The 16,975-nt window shown below is 67.7% G+C and carries 14 protein-coding genes and 1 pseudogene; 7 read left to right on the top strand and 8 right to left on the bottom strand.

All coding sequences use genetic code 11. The annotated features are described in order from the left end of the window. Positions 1 to 10: 10 nt before the first annotated feature. Positions 11 to 694: pseudogene (locus tag C7401_RS45430) on the bottom strand (uracil-DNA glycosylase family protein); the annotation flags it as partial. 148 nt (positions 695 to 842) lie between these two features. On the opposite strand from C7401_RS45430, the gene C7401_RS00295 reads away from it, so the two are divergent. The 5 genes from C7401_RS00295 (at position 843) to dld (ending at position 8,216) form a co-directional block, all read left to right on the top strand. Continuing rightward, on the top strand, positions 843 to 1,901 hold the full coding sequence (locus tag C7401_RS00295; protein WP_112169761.1) for a patatin-like phospholipase family protein: 1,059 nt from the start codon (positions 843 to 845) through the stop codon (positions 1,899 to 1,901). Then, a complete protein-coding gene (locus C7401_RS00290) occupies positions 1,898 to 3,388 on the top strand; it encodes a GntP family permease (RefSeq protein WP_112169134.1) in 1,491 nt (496 codons plus the stop codon). Before C7401_RS00295 ends, C7401_RS00290 begins: the two co-directional genes overlap by 4 nt. A 351-nt stretch (positions 3,389 to 3,739) precedes the next feature. After that, a complete protein-coding gene (gene hpnR, locus C7401_RS00285) occupies positions 3,740 to 5,284 on the top strand; it encodes a hopanoid C-3 methylase HpnR (RefSeq protein WP_112169132.1) in 1,545 nt (514 codons plus the stop codon). Positions 5,285 to 5,432: 148 nt separating this feature from the next. Then, entirely contained in the window at positions 5,433 to 6,332 is a 900-nt protein-coding gene (locus C7401_RS00280) for a LysR family transcriptional regulator (RefSeq protein WP_112169130.1), read from the top strand. 135 nt (positions 6,333 to 6,467) lie between these two features. Continuing rightward, entirely contained in the window at positions 6,468 to 8,216 is a 1,749-nt protein-coding gene (gene dld, locus C7401_RS00275) for a D-lactate dehydrogenase (protein WP_112169128.1), read from the top strand. A gap of 77 nt (positions 8,217 to 8,293) precedes the next feature. On the opposite strand, the gene C7401_RS00270 is transcribed toward dld, so the two are convergent. The 5 genes from C7401_RS00270 to C7401_RS00250 form a co-directional block, all read right to left on the bottom strand. Further along, complete coding sequence (locus C7401_RS00270) at positions 8,294 to 9,064, bottom strand: DUF4410 domain-containing protein (protein ID WP_112169126.1); 771 nt, start codon at positions 9,062 to 9,064, stop codon at positions 8,294 to 8,296. A 188-nt stretch (positions 9,065 to 9,252) separates the two neighbouring features. After that, positions 9,253 to 10,632, bottom strand: a complete 1,380-nt coding sequence (locus C7401_RS00265) for an ATP-binding protein (protein ID WP_112169760.1) — start codon at positions 10,630 to 10,632, stop codon at positions 9,253 to 9,255. Beyond that, positions 10,632 to 11,345: a response regulator gene (locus C7401_RS00260; protein ID WP_112169124.1), complete on the bottom strand. Its 714-nt coding sequence runs from the start codon at positions 11,343 to 11,345 to the stop codon at positions 10,632 to 10,634. Before C7401_RS00260 ends, C7401_RS00265 begins: the two co-directional genes overlap by 1 nt. A 16-nt stretch (positions 11,346 to 11,361) precedes the next feature. After that, the gene (locus C7401_RS00255; RefSeq protein WP_112169122.1) at positions 11,362 to 11,670 is read right to left on the bottom strand and encodes an EF-hand domain-containing protein; all 309 of its coding nucleotides are present in this window, start codon (positions 11,668 to 11,670) and stop codon (positions 11,362 to 11,364) included. Between the two features lie 150 nt (positions 11,671 to 11,820). After that, positions 11,821 to 12,798, bottom strand: a complete 978-nt coding sequence (locus C7401_RS00250; RefSeq protein WP_112169120.1) for a hypothetical protein — start codon at positions 12,796 to 12,798, stop codon at positions 11,821 to 11,823. A gap of 344 nt (positions 12,799 to 13,142) precedes the next feature. Between C7401_RS00250 and C7401_RS00245 the strand changes: the two genes are divergently transcribed. Together C7401_RS00245 and C7401_RS00240 are read left to right on the top strand one after the other, a co-directional pair. Further along, complete coding sequence (locus C7401_RS00245; protein WP_112169118.1) at positions 13,143 to 14,054, top strand: sterol desaturase family protein; 912 nt, start codon at positions 13,143 to 13,145, stop codon at positions 14,052 to 14,054. A gap of 91 nt (positions 14,055 to 14,145) precedes the next feature. Further along, the gene (locus tag C7401_RS00240) at positions 14,146 to 14,856 is read left to right on the top strand and encodes an SDR family NAD(P)-dependent oxidoreductase (RefSeq protein WP_112169116.1); all 711 of its coding nucleotides are present in this window, start codon (positions 14,146 to 14,148) and stop codon (positions 14,854 to 14,856) included. A gap of 78 nt (positions 14,857 to 14,934) precedes the next feature. Here the strand turns inward: C7401_RS00240 and C7401_RS00235 are convergent, their stop codons facing one another. Continuing rightward, on the bottom strand, positions 14,935 to 15,270 hold the full coding sequence (locus C7401_RS00235) for a hypothetical protein (protein ID WP_112169114.1): 336 nt from the start codon (positions 15,268 to 15,270) through the stop codon (positions 14,935 to 14,937). A 99-nt stretch (positions 15,271 to 15,369) separates the two neighbouring features. Continuing rightward, a complete protein-coding gene (locus tag C7401_RS00230) occupies positions 15,370 to 16,899 on the bottom strand; it encodes a PepSY-associated TM helix domain-containing protein (protein ID WP_112169759.1) in 1,530 nt (509 codons plus the stop codon). Positions 16,900 to 16,975: the final 76 nt, after the last annotated feature.

Below are 16,975 nucleotides of genomic sequence, written 5' to 3'. Positions count from 1 at the left end.
ATTGCGCGTCCCGCGCCCTGGGTTGCGTGGACGCAAGGAGCGCGCCCACGCGTTCCTGCAAAGCCGGCAGCACGTCGTGCCCGAACCACGGATGGCGCTTGAGCCAGGGCTGGTTGCGCGGCGAGGGGTGCGGCAGCGGTACAAAGTCGGGCGCGTACTCGCGCCAGGCCGCGACGGTTTCGGTGAGCGACGCCTTGCGCCGGTTGCCAAGAAAGTGGCGCTGCGCGTACTGGCCGACCAGCAGCGTGAGACGCACATTTGTGAGCTGCCCGATGAGCTTTTCGTGCCACAGCGGCGCGCATTCGGGGCGCGGCGGGTTATCGCCGCCGCCGCCGCGGCCCGGATAGCAGAACCCCATCGGCACGAGCGCCACGCGCGAGGCGTCGTAGAACGTTGCGCTGTCGATGCCGAGCCATGCGCGCAGGCGCTCGCCGCTCGCGTCGTCCCACGGGATGCCCGATGCATGCACCTTCGCGCCCGGCGCCTGACCGACGATGAGCAGGCGCGACGTGGCGCTTGCCTGTAGCACCGGGCGCGGCCCGAGCGGCAGAGCGTCGGCGCAGGCATGGCAAGCGCGAATTTCTTCGAGCAGCGCGGGGAGCGACTGGAGCGGACGAATCTGGCGAAGCGGTCGAGCGTTCGGCACGGTACGACGAAGGAAAGCGGGCGGGAGGACCAGTCTATCAAACGGCATCCCGGCAGGAGTACCTGCCGGGATGCCAGCCGGTATCGGCGCGCCCAGGCTCAGGCCCGAAACGGAAATGGCGCGCTGCGTCATTCTCGAGCGCCCGTTTGCGCTTTTCCTGTACCCTCGCCACTGGTCGATCTGGAACGGAGCCGCAATGCCCGCCGAATCCGAGACGTCAACCCGCACGGTCCGCACCGAGCCCCTGCTCATCGATCTTGCACTGCAAGGCGGCGGCTCGCATGGCGCCTACACGTGGGGCGTGCTGGACCGCCTGCTCGAAGAGCCGTGGCTCCAGATCGAAGGTATTTCCGGGACCTCGGCGGGCGCGATGAACGCGGCCGTGCTCGCGAGCGGCCACGCGCAAAACGGTGCGGCCGGCGCGCGCGAGGCGCTCGAACGCTTCTGGCGCCGCGTGGCCGACGCCGCGCGCTTCAGCCCGTTCCGGCGCGGTCCCGTCGACATGCTGCTCGGCCGCTGGACGCTCGATCATTCGCCGATCTTCGTCGCGCTCGACATGATGGCGCGCGTGGTCTCGCCCTACGATCTGAACCCGGCGAGCGTGAACCCGCTGCGCACGATTCTCGCCGACACCATCGACTTCGACGCGCTGCGCAACTCGCGCATCAAGCTCTTCGTCACGGCCACGCGCGTGACCAACGGCCAGGCGCGCGTGTTCCGCAACGCCGACCTGACACCCGACGCGCTGCTCGCCTCGGCCTGTCTGCCCACCTTGTTCCAGGCCGTCGAGATCGACGGCGAGGCCTATTGGGACGGCGGCTACGCGGGCAACCCGACGATTTCGCCGCTCGTGCGCGAAACCGATTCGATCGACACGATCCTCGTGCAGGTCAACCCTGTCGAGCGGCCGGGCACGCCGCGTTCGGCGCGCGAGATCATCAACCGCGTGAACGAGATCGCGTTCAATTCGCCGCTCATCAAGGAGCTTCGCATGATGGCGTTGCTGCACAAGGTGGCCAACGGGGGCAGTGAGGAGGGCCGCCGCTGGGCGCATATGCGTCTGCATCGCGTGCATAGCGGGAAGCTCGTCACGCTCGGTTCGTCGTCGAAACTCAACGCCGAGTGGCCCTTCCTCACGATGCTGCGCGACGAAGGCCGCAGCAATGCCGATGCGTTTCTCGCGCAGCACGGCGCGCAGCTCGGCGTGTCCTCGTCGTTCGATTTCGAAGCGCTGCTCGAAGGTGTGCTGAAATGAGCGCGGGCACGCTGATCGTCGGACTGGGGGGCATGCTCGCGAGTCTCGCCTTGCTGATCTGGCTTGCGTATCGCGGCTGGAGCGTGCTGCTGCTCGCGCCGCTATGCGCGATGCTGGCCACGCTCGTCTCCGGCGAGCCGGTGCTCGCGCATTGGACGCAAACGTTCATGTCGAGCACGGGCCGCTTTCTCGCGCAGTTCTTCCCGCTGTTCCTGCTCGGCTCGCTGTTCGGCAAGCTGATGGAGGACAGCGGCTCGGTGGACGCCGTCGCGCGCCTCATGATCGACAAGCTCGGCACGCGCCACGCGCTCGTGGCCGTGGTGCTGGGCGGCGCGCTCGTCACTTACGGGGGCGTGAGCCTTTTCGTGGCGTTCTTCGTGCTCGCACCGATGGCGCAGGCGCTCTTTCGTTCCGCTGACATTCCGCGCCGCCTGATGCCCGCCGCGATCATGCTCGGCACGGCGACCTTCACGATGTCGGCGCTGCCGGGCACCCCCGCGCTGCAAAACGCGATTCCGATGCCGTTCTTCGGCACGACGCCGTTCGCGGCGCCCGGCCTCGGCGTGGTCGCGAGCCTCGTGATGGCGGGCTTCGGCCTCTGGTGGCTCGGGCGCGCGGCGGCGGCGGCGCGGCGCAATGGCGAAGGCTTCGTCGAACCGGACGACGGCGGCGCCGACGACGACGCGCGCGGCCAGTCCCCGCTCGTGCGCGAGCGCGCGAGCCTCGCGCAAGCGTTCGACCCCGCCGAGATCGGCAACGGCGCGGCGGCTTCGGACTACGCCGGGCCGCCAACGCCGTTTGTCGCGCTCGCGCCGCTCGTGGTCGTGGTGGCGATGAACTTCGTGATGAACGTCGTCGTGTTTCCGCGTATCGACGCCTCGTATCTGGCCGAGCCGCGCTGGGGCGCGACCACGCTCTCGGCGGTGGCGGGCGTGTGGGGCGTTTCGGTCGCGCTCGCGCTCGGCATTATCGTGCTCGTGGCGCTGAACCGCGGGCGGCTCGGCGCGCTGCGCGAGAGCGTGGATGCGGGCGCGAACGCGTCGGTTTTACCGGTGCTGAGCGTGGGCAGCCTCGTGGGCTATGGCGCCGTGATTGCGGCGCTGCCCGCGTTCGAGGCCGTGCGGGACTGGGTGCTCGGCATCGGCGGCGGGCCGCTCGTTTCGCTCGCGGTGGCCACGAACCTGCTCGCCGGGCTCACCGGCTCGGCTTCGGGCGGCCTGACCATCGCCCTCGACGCGCTGGGCGGCACCTACATGCAACTCGCGGCCCAGCACGGCATCGATCCCGCGTTGCTGCACCGCGTCGCCGTGATGTCGTCGGGCACGCTCGACAGCCTGCCGCACAACGGCGCGGTCGTCACGCTGCTTGCCGTGTGCGGCTCGACGCACCGCGAAAGCTATCGCGACCTCGTGGTGGTCAGCATCGTCGGCGCGCTCATCGCATTGGCCGTGGTGATTGGGCTCGGCACGCTGTTCGGCAGTTTCTGACGCGCGTGGCGCGCTTCTGCCGCGCAGATGGCACAGCACCAATGCGCGAACGCGCGTAGACTCGCACGAAGCAACAGCGTCGAGGCGCAACGCTTGACGCTTGCGCCGCCCCGGCGGGCGCTAATGGCGCCCGGCAGTTTGGCGCGTGCGGCGCGCCGCGGCAATGGCGTCATCAGGTTCGAAGCGCCTTTGCCGGCACGCGCACACGCGGCAACAACCGTGAATGACCGTGAACGTCCGGCCTACCGCGCCGGCCGGCCGGCGAGGAGACAGCGGCATGCGCCGTGCTCTTGCGTGTGCGGACGGCCAGGGCTTGCAGCGCGTCGGGCTGGCGTCTCGCAAGGAGGCTTCATGAGATTGCTTGCTGTGCACCCGAGCGGACTGATGTACACGCGCGTTTTCCTGCGGCTCGAGCCACTGGGTCTCGAATCGGTCGCCGGCACGGCGCGCGATGCGGGCCACGACGTACGGCTCCTCGATTTGCAGGTCGAAACGCACCGCGACCTCATGCGCATGGTGCGCGACTGGCAGCCCGAAGCGCTCTGTTTTTCGGGCAATTATCTGGCGAATATTCCCGAGATCATCGACCTTTCGAAGGCCGTGAAGGCGGCGCTGCCGTCGTGCTTCGTGTTCGTGGGCGGCCATAGCGTGTCGTTCACGGCGCAGGATCTGCTGCGTCATGCCGAAGGCGCGATCGACTGCGTGCTGCGCGGCGAGGGCGAGGCCTCGATCAACACGCTGCTCGAAGCGGCGGCAAACGGCGGCAACCTGCTCGACGTGCCCGGCGTCGTGACGACTCAGGGCTCGGGGCCGCCGCCACGTTTCGTCGAGAACCTCGATCCCGTGCGTCCCGCGCGCGACCTGCTGCGCCACCGGCGCAAGTATTTCATCGGCACGCTCGATCCCTGCGCTTCCATCGAATTCGCACGCGGCTGCCCGTGGGACTGCACGTTTTGCAGCGCCTGGACTTTCTATGGCCGCAGCTATCGCACGCGCAGTCCCGAGGTCGTGGTGGAGGAACTGGCCGCGCTGCGCGAGCCGGGCATCTTCATCGTCGACGACGTGGCGTTCGTGCACGCCGAGCACGGCATGGCGATTGGCGAGGCGATCAAGCGGCGCGGCATCGACAAGCGTTACTACCTGGAAACGCGCGGCGACGTGCTCCTGCGCAACAAGGAAGTGTTCCGCCTGTGGCAGACCATCGGGCTCAAGTACATGTTCCTCGGGCTGGAGGCGATCGACGAGGAGGGCCTCAAGGCGTTTCGCAAGCGCATCAGCCTCGACCGCAATTTCGAGGCGCTGGAATTCGCCCGCTCGCTCGGCATCACGGTCGCCATCAACCTGATCGCGGACCCGGACTGGGACCGTGAGCGCTTCGAGACGATTCGCCAGTGGTGCCTGGACATTCCGGAGATCGTCAACATCAGTGTGAATACGCCGTATCCAGGCACGGAAAACTGGCAACGCGAGGGGCGCCGCCTCACGAGCCTCGATTACCGTCTCTACGACATCCAGCACGCCGTGGTGCCGACGAAGCTGCCGCTGCCCGAGTTCTATGCGGAGCTCGTGCGCACGCAGCAGGTGCTCAACCGCAAGCACTTGGGCTGGACCGCGTTGCGCGGGGCGGCCGGGCAGGCCACGCACCTGTTGCTGCGCGGACAGACCAATTTCGTGCGCATGCTGTGGCGCTTCAACTCGGTGTTCGACCCGCGCCTGCAACTGGCCGATCACGCACGCGAAGTGCACTACGAGATGTCGCCGCCGCCTGGCATGAGCGGCGCGCCGCAGGTCGATATGAAGACCGTCTATATCCATGGCCCGACCGGCCGCAAGGGCCGCAAGATCGACGACGCCACGGAGAAGTTCGTCGACGAGACGCGCATGGGTCTCGGTTGAAGGGTCTCGGTTGAGGGGCTTCCGGCGGCAAGCCGTGCCGTCATGATGTGTACCGGATCGCACGTTCCGCCCGCGGGTTGAATACGCGGGTTGGACGCGCGCGCGCGGCAGGTTCACAATCCACCGGTCGCATCAAGACGAAAAAAATATGGAATTCCGGCAACTACGCTACTTTCTGGCCGTCGCGCAGTATCTGCATTTCAGCGAGGCCGCGCGCTTTCTCGGCATCGCACAGCCGCCGCTGAGCCAGCAGATCCTCAAGCTCGAAAAGGAAATCGGCACGCGGCTTTTCATTCGCCATTCGCGGCGCGTCGAACTGACCGAGGCCGGGCGGCTCTTTCGCGAGCGCGCGCAACGCATTGTCGATGACGCGGATCTCGCGCTCGCGGAGGCGCAAAACGCCGGGCGCGGTGAAACCGGTCGACTCGTGCTCGGCTTCGCGGGCTCCACCGTGTTCCATCCACTTGTCGCGACGGTGCTGCAACGCTATCGCAGCGCCTATCCGGGTGTCGTGATCGGCTGCGAGGAAAGCAATAGCTCGGTGCTGCTCGAACGCGTGAGCGAGGCGAAAGTGGATGCCGCGTTCGTGCGCTTGCCGCTGGACTGCCGCGGGCTCGCCACCCAGCCGCTCGTGGAGGAGGACGTGCTGGCCGTGCTGCCGCCGCGTCATCGCCTCGCGCGCCGCCGCAGCCTCGACCTCGGCGATCTGGCGGGCGACCCGCTCATCCTGTTTCCGCGCGCCATCGGTCCCGACCTCTACGATTCGATCATCAGCGCCTGCCATGCGGCGGGCTTCAATCCGGTGATCAGCATGGAGTCGCCGCAGATTTCCTCGACGGTCAACATGGCCGCCGCCGGTTTTGGCGCCACGCTCATTCCTTCGTCGCTGCGGCAGATTCAGGCAAAGGGCGTGACGTATCACGACCTCAAGGGCGGCACGCTGCACACGACGATTGCGCTCGTGCATCGTCCGCGCGAAAGGGCGCCGACGGTACAGAATTTTGTGCGTATCGTGCGCGACGCGGCGCGCCATGCACCGCATGCGTGAATCTGCGTGAATCCGTGCGACTCCGAAGGCAATTCATATCTTTTTCGTCTTGATCGAGCGCCCGAACGATATTGGACGTAATGATTTGTGGGTTTTATTCTTACAAAATTCCCATATTTCGCAGGAGCCGTTCGCATGTCCACCGTCCCCGGGCGCGTCGCCTCGTCCACCACGAACCGTAGCGCAGGGCGCGAGCCGCTGATCGCGTCGTTGCGTGCCGCCGTCGGCGGCCCGTATGTGCTGACCGGCGACGAAGCCACGCGGCGTTACCGCAAGGGCTTTCGTTTCGGCGAGGGCAAGGTGGCGGCGGTTGTGCGCCCCGGCACGCTCGTGGAGCAATGGCGGGTGCTGCAAGCCTGCGTGGCCGCGAATGCGATTGTGATTTCGCAGGCCTCGAACACGGGACTGACCGGCGGTTCCACACCGGACGGCGACGACTACGACCGCGACGTCGTGATCGTGAGCATGACGCGCATGCGCAAGGTCTATGTGATCGACGGCGGCAAGCAGGTGGTCTGCCTGCCGGGCTCGACGCTCGATCAACTGGAGCAGACGCTCAAGCCGCTCGGGCGCGAGCCGCATTCGGTGATCGGCTCGTCGTGCATCGGCGCTTCGGTGGTCGGCGGCGTGTGCAACAACTCGGGCGGCTCACTCGTGCGGCGCGGCCCGGCCTATACGGAAATGACGGTGTTCGCGCAGGTCGATGAGGCGGGCCGTCTGCATCTCGTGAATCATCTCGGCATCCGGCTTGGCGAAACGCCCGAAGAGGTGCTCGGCCGTCTCGATCGCGGCGAGCTGCCCGAAGCGGATATTCAGCACGATGCGGGCGCGGCTTCGGACCATGGCTACGCCGAACACGTGCGCGACATCGACGCTGCCACACCGGCGCGCTACAACGCCGACCCGTTGCGGCTGCACGAATCGGCGGGGTCGGCAGGCAAGGTCATGGTGTTCGCGGTGCGGCTCGACACGTTCCCGATCGAACGCGGCGCGAAGGTGTTCTACATCGGCACGAACGAGACCGCGGAGTTGACGGACTTGCGCCGCGACATTCTCGGCAAGTTCTCGAAGCTGCCGATCGCGGGCGAGTATCTGCATCGAGACGCTTTCGATATTGCCGAGCGCTATGGCAAGGACATGTTCCTTTTGATCCAGCATCTCGGCACGCAGCGCCTGCCCGCGCTGTTCGCGCTCAAGAGCCGCTGCGATGCCTTGTTCGAACGCCTGCCGTTCCTGCCCGCGCATTTCACCGACCGCGTGATGCAGGCCGTGAGCCACTGCTTTCCGAGCCATTTGCCGGCAAGGCTCAAGGATTACCGGCAGCGCTACGAGCATCATCTGATGCTCAAGGTATCGGCCGATTGCGTGGACGAAACGCGCGCTTATTTGAAGGCGTATTTCGGCGAGGCGAGCGGCGACTTCTTCGAATGCACCGACGAAGAGGGCAGCAAGGCGTTCCTGCATCGCTTCGCGGCGGCGGGGGCGGCGGTGCGCTACCGCGCGGTGCACGGCGACGAAGTGGAGGATATCGTCGCGCTCGATATTGCGCTTCGTCGCAACGATCGCGAATGGTTCGAGCATTTGCCCGAAGCCGTGGAAAAGCCCATTGCGATCAAGCTCTATTACGGGCATTTTCTTTGCCACGTGTTTCATCAGGACTACATCGTGCGCAAGGGGAACGATTGTCTCGCGCTCGAGCACGAGATGTGGAAACTGCTCGACGCGCGCGGCGCCGAGTATCCCGCCGAGCACAACGTCGGTCATCTCTATTACGCCAAGCCCGCGCTGAAGTCGTTCTACGAGGGCCTCGACCCTTGCAACTGCTTCAATCCGGGCATCGGCCACACGTCGAAGTTCGCGAACTATCGCGAGCAGTCGGCCTAGTCACAAGCAAAAAAACGGCGGCGGTGTCGAACCGCCGCCGAATCGCCGCCGAACTACGTCAGGCGCGCTTCCCCGTTTCAGCTTTTTGTCGTTGTCGTCGACGTCCAGCCGTTCTCCGTGCTGACCTGTGCGAGTGCCTTCGCAATCGACTTGGCAAGCTTGCCTGCGTCGGATGAGAGCGTGTCGCGCTTCGCCTCGGAGGCGCCGTGCAGACCGCCGCCCACGGCCACCGCGGTCGCCACATGGCCCGCCGCCGCGCCCACGCCCGCCGTTTCCGCCACGCCCGGCATATGGCCGCTGTTGGCGTTCGCCTCGAAGCTCATGACCGGTTGCGGCGCGCCGCCGTTGGCCGGCTGATACAGCACGGCGACCGTCGCGCCCACTTCGCTCTTGCCCGCGCCCAGACCGATCAGCGTGCGGCGGCGGCTGCTGCCCGCGTCCATCGTGTCGATGCGGCCTTCCACGATCAGCGCGCTGCGGCCGGCGGGCGCGGGACCGTCCATGCGCACGGCGGGCAGGCCCATTTTCCGGAGTTCGCTCACGAGCTGGTCGGCGAGATGCTCGCGCGTTTGCTGCGCGGCTTGCTGTTGCTGCTGCGCCGACGATTCGCCGCTCGCCATGGCCTTGAGCTTGTGCATCATGCCGGTGTTGTCGAGCTGCACCTGGTCGGCGCTGGCGTCGAACGCGTAGACGTAGATCACGTCGGCATGCAGTTGCGGCAGCGGCCCGTTCGTCTGCACGACCGGCGCGGCCGATGCGCAACCGCTTGCGAAGAGCGAGCCCGCGAGCAGCGCCGTGCCTGCGATGCGCTTGGCCTTGTTGGCGAGGAAGTGGATGAGCGTTTGCATGTCGATGTCCTTTGCCTGAAAGAGTGTCTCGTGTCTGCCGATACTCGCAAATCATTCAGGATGGCGAACTATCGACGATGGTGCTTCAGCGACTGGGCTTCGGTTGACTTCGTTCCGTTGCTCAGGCTCAGGCGCAAGTATGCGGGGAAGGGCGCGTGAAATCCACGCGCGAATTATGTCGAGTCATGTCACGCGCGCGTGGCCGGTTGCGCGCCGTTCTGGCCCGTGGCGGGCCGGTGCAGCGGCAGGCGCACGACGGCTTCGAGGCCGCCGCCTTCGCGGTCGTGAAAGACGAGTGAGCCGCCGTGCAGGCGCGCGATGCGATCGACGATGGCGAGGCCAAGCCCCGAGCCGCCCGAATGCGTACGGGCGTTCGCGCCGCGGCTGAACGGGGACTTCAGGCGCTCCAGTTCCTCGGCGCGGATGCCGGTGCCACGGTCGGCAACGATCACGCACGCCACGTCGCCGTCGCGCCAGGTGCGAATCGCGAGACCCGTGCGGCCGTAGTTCACGGCGTTTTGCATGAGATTCATCAGCAGACGCATAACGGCGATGGGACGGAATTCGAACATCGGCAACTCGCCTTCCTCGAGCTCGAATTCGTGCCCGAGCCCGGCGAAGTCGGCGACGAGCTGGCCAGCGAGCGCGTTGAGGTCGCCCGGCTGCGGCGCTTCGCGTTCGCCGCTGCCCGCGTAGTCCATGAACTGCTGGAGGATCGTGTCGATCTGGTCAAGATAGCTCTCGGAAGAAGCCACGAGCGCGTCGTTGCTGCCGCGCGGCAGGGCCATCGCGATCGCGAGGCGCAGCTTCGTGAGCGGCGTGCGGATGTCGTGCGAGACGCCCGCCAGCATCAGCGCACGCGTGGCCTCGGCCTGTTGCAGCGCCTCGGTCATCTGGTTGAACGCGTGGCTCACCTGTGCGATTTCGGTCGGGCCGTCGGTGGGCAGCGGCGGCGGCTTTTCGCCCGCGCTCACTCGCCGCGCCGCGCGCGCGAGCTTGCGCAGCGGCTGGTTGATGTGGCGCTGCAACAGATAGCCGGTGAATGCCGCGAGCAGCGCGAGCGCGGCGCTGAGGATCAACGCGGTCGTGATGCCGCTTGCGCGCGCGTCGGCGGTCATTGGCAGTGCGATCCATACCGGCTCGCCCGCCGCGTGCACGCGGATCCAGAGGCGTTCCTGCGTCGGGGCGATCGCGTCGTGGCTGGCGTCCCATTGCACCAGCAGGTCGGGCGGAAGATGGCGTTGCAGCGCTTCCACGAATACGTCGCGCTGCCAGGTGCGGAAAAAGCGCACGAGGCTCGGGTGGTTGTCGCCAGGAGACTCCGGCGGCGCTTCGTTGCGCGCGTCGAGCCGCGCGGCCGCAGCGCGACCCTCTGCGGGCGGCATGGAGGCGAGCGTGCCGTCGAGCAGCTTCACGTAATCGGCGAAGATGATCGACGCGCGCTCGATGCGCGGGCGCTGCACGAAGTGCAGCAGCACGGCGAGCGAGCAGATTTGCGAGAGCGCGACCAGCGCGACCAGCAGCGCGATGTTGCGCGAGAGCAGCGAGCGCGGCAGCCCGAGCCGCATCATGCTTCGACGCCGGCCACCAGCATGTAGCCGATGCCCCAGACGGTCTTGATGAAGCGCGGTTTCGCGGGGTCGTCCTCGACGATCTGGCGCAGTCGCAGAATCTGTACGTCCACGCTGCGGTCGAGCGCGTTGTGGTCGCGTCCGCGCGCGCGGGCGAGCAGGTTTTCGCGGCTCACGGCGCGATTGGGCGAGGAGCCAAGCGCGTGGAGCAACAGCATTTGCGCGGAGTGGACTTCGACGGGCGTGCCGTCGCGGTAGAGCGTTTGTTTGCCAACGTCGAACTGGAAGTCGCCGAAGCGCAGCATCTGCGAGGTGACCGTGGCTTCGCCCGAAGCCATCTTCTGGCGGCGCAGCAGCGCGCGGATGCGCGCGACGAGTTCGTCGGGAAGAAAGGGCTTGGCGAGATAGTCGTCCGCGCCGGTTTCGAGGCCGATCACCTTGTCGGCGGCGTCGCCCTTCGCGGTGAGCATGAGGATCGGCAGCGTCTGGCCTTCGGCGCGCAGGCGGCGGCACACCGTGAGGCCGTCCTCGGGCTCCATCATCAGGTCGAGCACGAGCAGGTCGTAGGGCTCGCGCTGGAGCAGGCGGTCGAGCCGCTTGCCGTCGGCCACCGCGCGCACCTCGAAACCCTGGCCCGTGAGAAAGCGTTGCAGCATGTTGCGCAGTTCCGCTTCGTCGTCGAGCACGATGATCCTGTTTGCCTGCTCCATGTGACGCCTCCGGCGTTCATCGGGCTGCTGCGCGCGCTCGCATGAAGTCCTCGATCTGCGCGAGGGTGACAAAACCGGCCTTTTGCGTGTCGATTTCGTCGAAGTGCTGGGCCACGCGCGGCATGCCCGCCTGGGCCTGTTCGCGCGTGAGCTTGCCGTCGTGCGTGGTGTTCGCGGCGGCGAAACGCTCCTGCATCTGCGCCATCATGCGCTCGACGCGCGCGCCGCCCGAGCTTCCGGCGCCGGGCAGCGCCTGGGCCGAAGCCGGCACGCAAACCGCTGCTGAAACGATACACAAAACGAGGGCTGCGATCATCTTCTTCATGGTGTTCTCCGTGAGGTGGCCGACGTAGTGCGGCGGCCGGTGAGTAGAGCGGGTAATACAGGTCAAGCGGGTGTTCGGTAACGCGGCGGGCTTCATGTCAGGCGAATGTGTCGCCCGCATGCGCAGCCGCCGCGTGATGGATCGTGCGGTTCAGGCCCAGTGCGCGGGCACCCACACGCGGCCGACCCAGTGGCCGGGCACCCACACGGTGGGACGCGGCGCGATATACACGGCGCGCGGCAGCGGCCGGGCCACGTAGACGACCTTCGGCGCCGGTGCGGCCACGTACACGACCTTCGGTGCGGGCGGCGCGACATAAACCGTCTTCGGCGCCGGAGCGGGGGCGACGACCACGGCCTTCGGCGCGGGCGGCGGCGGGGCGACATACACGGTGGTGCCGGCCGGCGGCGGCGCCACGACAACCGGAGCGGGCGCGGGGGCCGGGGCGGCGACGACGGCCACGGTCGCGCCCGCGCCCGTCGTGGTGACGGTGCTGCCGTGCACCACCGTCGTGCCGCCGGTCGACACCGTGCCGCCGTGGACAACGGTCGTGCCGCCGCCCGTGGTCACGACGCCGGTGCCGACACCCGTGGCGCTGCCCGAGTGATAGACGCTGCCGCCTTGCGAGCCGGTCACGGTGCCCGAGCGATTGCAGGTGTTGCCCGCGCAGGCCGTGGAAGCCGAGTGGCCGTAGGTGTTGCCGTTGCCCGTGGTGACCGTGCCCGTCGACGAATACTGGCCCGGCGCGGTGCGCGTCACGCTGCCCGAGGTGCTTGCGCTGCGGCCGTCGGAGCCGTCGAGCGAGCCGGTGTGCGAGCAGGTGCCGTTCGCGCAGTTCGTGTCGCCCGAGTGCTGGACCGAGCGGCCGTTCGGGCCGTAGGCCGTGCCGCTGTTGCTGAACTGGCCCGGCGCGGTGCGCGTGACCGAACCGCTGTTGGTGGCGACGCCGCCCCAGGGGCCCGCCACGCCGCCCGCATGCGAGCAGGTACCGCCGCCGCAGGAACCGTAGTGCGCGCCGTTGTACGTACCGTGCGACGTGTAGGCCGTGCCGTGGCCGGACCAGCCGGCGAAGGCGGGGGCGCTGGCGAAGCCGATGAGCGCGGCGGCGACGAGGGGGAGCGTTTTCATCAGAGGTCCTTGCGGTTCGTTTCGGGGGGCACGCTGTGGCGTGTCAGCGGAACGAACTATAGGGTTCTCTTTCGCCCAAGTCGCGTCATGAAAGATGTCGCGGTGTTACACGGCGCGCGGCCCGCGCCGCCACAGCCCCGCGCACGCGGCGCTGCGGGCGTGTCGTGGCGTTTCGCGACGTTTTGCACGCCGGGCCGCGTGACATACCTCGACATACTTTGCGCGTGGTGCTTCCCGCGCGGCGCCACTACAGTGCGTCTCATCCGACGCGCCGCCGGTTCGTTCCCGTGCCATACGCGTCTTTTCTCACCGCGCCCGACGCGCGAATTCGCACACGGTCCATCATGCTCACCACAGGAAAAATCGCGCTTTATGTCACGCTGTTCGTCGTCGCCGTTTCGCTGATCGAAGCGTGCGTGTTGACGTTCGGAAAGCACCGGAAACAACAGGCGGCTTTCGATTGGTCTGAAGTTTGGCTGTCGCTCGTGGACCTCGCGGGGCGCAAGCTCTTCGCGTTGCTGCCGCTCTCGCTCGCTACGCCCATCTTCGACTTTGCCTGGGAGCACCGGCTTTTCACGCTGAAGATCGATAACATTGCGTTGGCGCTCCTGATCTTCATAGGGCAGGAGTTCTGCTATTACTGGTACCACCGCGCGTCGCACCGCATGCGCTTCTTCTGGGCAACGCACGCGGTCCATCATTCGCCGAACCAGTTGACGCTTTCCTCGGCGTACCGGCTCGGCTGGACCGGCAAGCTCACCGGCCCCGCCATGTTCTTCGCACCGCTCGTGTGGCTCGGCGTGCGCCCCGAGGTCGTGCTCGCCATCCTTTCGTTCAATCTGCTCTATCAGTTCTGGCTGCACAACACGTGGATTCCGAAGCTCGGCTGGCTGGAGTACGTGTTCAACACGCCGTCGAATCATCGCGTGCATCATGCGTCGAACGTCGATTACCTCGATGCGAACTATGGCGGAGTCCTGATCGTTTTCGATCGCCTGTTCGGCACCTGGGTCGAAGAGCGCGCCGACGAACCATGCCGCTTCGGCCTCGTCACGCCGGTGCGCTCGCGCAATCCGTTCGTAGTCGAACTGGAGCACTGGGCGACGCTGGTTCGCGATGTCCTGACTGCGAGAGACGTCTGGACCGCCGTGCGCTACGTCTTTCTGCCGCCGGGATGGCGCGCGGACGGCCAGGGCGAAACGACCGAGAATTTGCGCAAGCAGCGCGCGCTCGCAGCGGTGCGCACGGACGCGTGAGGTTGATGGATAGTGCTCGCTCGCGTAACGTGGCGCCAGCGGCGCGCGTGCCGCGCCCGCATTGCAACAGGATCAGTGAAGGAAGATGAGCATGGAAAACGGATTGAACGGCAAGGTGGTCGCCGTGACGGGCGGCTTTGGCAGCCTCGGCATGGCCACGGCGCAATTGCTGGCCGAGCGCGGCGCGCGCCTGGCGCTGATCGGGCGGGGCGCGGTGCCCGCGGCGGCGACGCTGCCCGCCGCGCTCGCCGGCGCGCTGTGCCTGGGCGGCGTCGATCTCGTCGATGCGGCGGCTGCGCAGGCCGCGTTCGACACGCTGCACGAGCGGCTGGGCGGACTCGACGCGCTGGTGAACGTGGCGGGCGCGTTCCGCTGGGAGACCATCGGCGACGGCGATGCGCGCACCTGGGACCTGATGTTCGATTTGAACGTGAAGACGGCGCTCAATGCCTCGAAGGCCGCGCTGCCCTGGCTGGTGGCGAGCGGCGCCGGGCGCGTCGTCAACATCGGCGCGGGGGCCGGGCAGAAGGCGGGGCTCGGCATGGGGGCGTATTCGGCTTCGAAGGCGGGCGTGGCGCGCTTGACGGAGGCGCTCGCTGAGGAAGTGAAGGACAAGGGCGTGACCGTGAACGCGATCTTGCCAAGCATCATCGACACGCCGCAGAACCGCGCCGACATGCCCGACGCCGATTTCACGCGCTGGGTGCAGCCGCGTGAGATCGCCGAGGTGATCGCATTCCTGCTCGGCGCGCAGGCGCAGGCGGTCACGGGCGCTTCGATTCCGGTGAACGGGCGCGTGTAAGCGCGGCGGCGTTGGCGGCGACGCCGCGCGGGTGGCTGTGGGTAGCTTCCGGTAGCGGCCGGCAATCGCTAACAGCGGCTAGTGGCTGTGCCCGCCGCCGTGGCCCATGCCGCCACCGCCGCCTTGCCACGTTCCGCCGCCGCCATGCCAGCCGCCGCCGTGGCCGCCGTGCCAGCCACCGCCATGCCAGCCGTGGTAGCAGCAACCGCCGCCGCCCCAGATGGCCACGCCGCCATACCCGAAGCCGAAATAGCCGGGGTAGTAGCCATAGCCATAGGCGTATGGGTAGCCGTAGTAGGGGTAACTGTAGTAATACGGGTAGCCGCTCCCGTCATAGTACGGATAGCCGTACGGCGCGACGGCGCAGCCGGCGAGGACCGCCGCCGCCCCCAGTGTCGATATGAACCGCAACACGATAATCTCCGGAGATATCCGTTTGAAACCGGATGGCGCCGCCAGGTTCAGACAGATTTGTGTCCGCAGATTACCGCAGCGCGGCTGCGCGCGCAGATTTCATGAAGCGGTCAACCGCGTGGCGCGGCCGAAGGCGAGACGGTCGAGCAGCCAGACGGCCACGAGCGTCGCGCCCATCAGCGGGAACACGATGCCGAGCAGCACGAGGCCGGTTTTCCAGGCGCGCAGCGGCGGCGCGGCGCGCTCGCGTGCGGGCGCACCCAGCGCGCCGGTGGCCGTGCGCGCGGGCCGTCGCAGCCACCACATCACGAAGCCCGTGACCGCGAGCGCGGCGAGGCCCAGCGAAATCGCCGCGCAGATCAACTGGTTCGCGAGCCCGAAATAGCGGCCCATGTGCAGCGACGTGCCATACGAAATCGCCTGCGAAACCGCGCCGTAATCCGCGTAGCGGATGTCCTTGAGCACGCTGCCGTTGTACTGGTCGATATAGAGCGTGCGCTCAGCCTTCGGATCGGCCGGAAAGTACGAGACGGTGTAGACGCCGTCGGGCTTGCCCGGCAGCACGATGTCGTAACCGGCGTCGATGCCGAGATCGCGCATCTGCGCGACCACCTGATCGAGCGTCCAGCGGTGCGGTACGGTGCCGCCGCCCGGCGCATGGGCGGTATCGGGCGAGCGCGGCACGCCCACTGCGCCCACGGCCCAGGGCACGTTCGGCAGCGGCAGGTCGTCCATCACCATGCCCGGCATCGAGGACATGTCGTGGCCCGCGTGCGCATCCGTCGTGGCGGCGCTGGGGGCCGGGGCGGCTGCGGCCGGCGCGCCAGGCAGCGCCGATTTCAGCGCGAGTCCGCCACCCCACGCGCCCGCGGGCGCGCCCAGATTCGCGCGCGTGGCGAGCGCCTTGAACTGCTTGCCCCACGAGCCGGTCCACGGCAAGCCGCTCACCACGAACGCGAGCGCGCCCACGGCGAGCCAGATGCCGACGCTCGCATGCACGCTCTTCCAGAACGGCCGCCCGCGCGCACCGAGGCGCGGCAGCAGCGCGGCTCGCCACGACGCGCCCGCGCGCGGCCACCAGAGGGCGATGCCCGTGCCGATCATCACGAGCGTCCAGCAGGCGGCCAACTCCATCAGCAATTCGCCCGGCTTGCCGAGCAGCAGCTTGCGATGCAGCATGCGGTCCACCTGCATGAAGCGGCGATCGACGTCGAGCGTGCCGAGCACCTCGCCATCGTAGGGATTCACGTAGACGCTCTCCTTGCTGCCGCCCGGCAGTGCGAACACGAATTCCGCGCTGCGTGCGGGATTCGCCTCGACATGCGCGCGCAGCGCGCGCGCGCCCTCGGGCAAGGCGGCCTGGGCGCGGGCGAGCAGCGCGTCGGTGGGCAGGCGCGGCGTGGCCGCCGGTGCGACGACGAGCCGGTGCGGGTACAGCAGCGGCTCGATTTGCGGCTGGAAGCAGTAGATCGTGCCCGTGACGGCGAGCACGATCAGCAAGGGCATGACGAACAGGCCCGCATAAAAATGCCAGCGCCATAGCGTGCGGTAGCCGGGCTGGGCCGCGTTGGCGGCGGGCGCGCTGCGGGTGGCCGGGGCGGCGCTCGTGTGGCCGGATGTCGTTGACATGGAATGCTCCTTGTTGAGCCATGACGGCTCGGTTGCATTGGCGATTCGGTCGGTTGCGAACACGGTTGCGGGCGAG

Origin of the sequence: Paraburkholderia unamae, assembly GCF_003268775.1 — a bacterium.
Taxonomy (GTDB): Bacteria; Pseudomonadota; Gammaproteobacteria; order Burkholderiales; family Burkholderiaceae; genus Paraburkholderia; species Paraburkholderia unamae.
This window is presented reverse-complemented; position numbering and strand designations above follow the sequence as displayed.